The 278-nt window shown below is 65.1% G+C and carries 1 pseudogene; it reads left to right on the forward strand.

Annotation, left to right across the window (positions count from 1 at the left end):
* A pseudogene (locus BST14_RS32040) lies at positions 1-278 on the forward strand (hypothetical protein); the annotation flags it as partial.

A 278-nucleotide genomic window follows, 5' to 3' on the forward strand; every position in this document is an offset into this window, starting at 1 on the left:
GATCCAGGCGCAGTTGAGCAACCACAAGCGCCTGGGCGAAACCCTGATCGAGCAGGGCCTGCTGAGCGAACGGCAACTGAAGAAGGCGCTGAAGAAGCAGACCAACCTGCGCCTGGCCGCGACCCTGGTCGCCGCCCTGCTCAGTCCGTTCCAGATGGCCAGCGCCGACATCCAGCGTATGCAGCCGCCAGCGGCCATGAGCCGCCAGGAATTGCCGAAGAACCTGCGTCCGCTGACCGACGTCGAGATGAGCAACGTCAACGCCCAGGGCCTCAACG

This window comes from Mycobacterium arosiense ATCC BAA-1401 = DSM 45069, from assembly GCF_002086125.1.
In the GTDB taxonomy this organism is placed as follows: Bacteria; Actinomycetota; Actinomycetes; order Mycobacteriales; family Mycobacteriaceae; genus Mycobacterium; species Mycobacterium arosiense.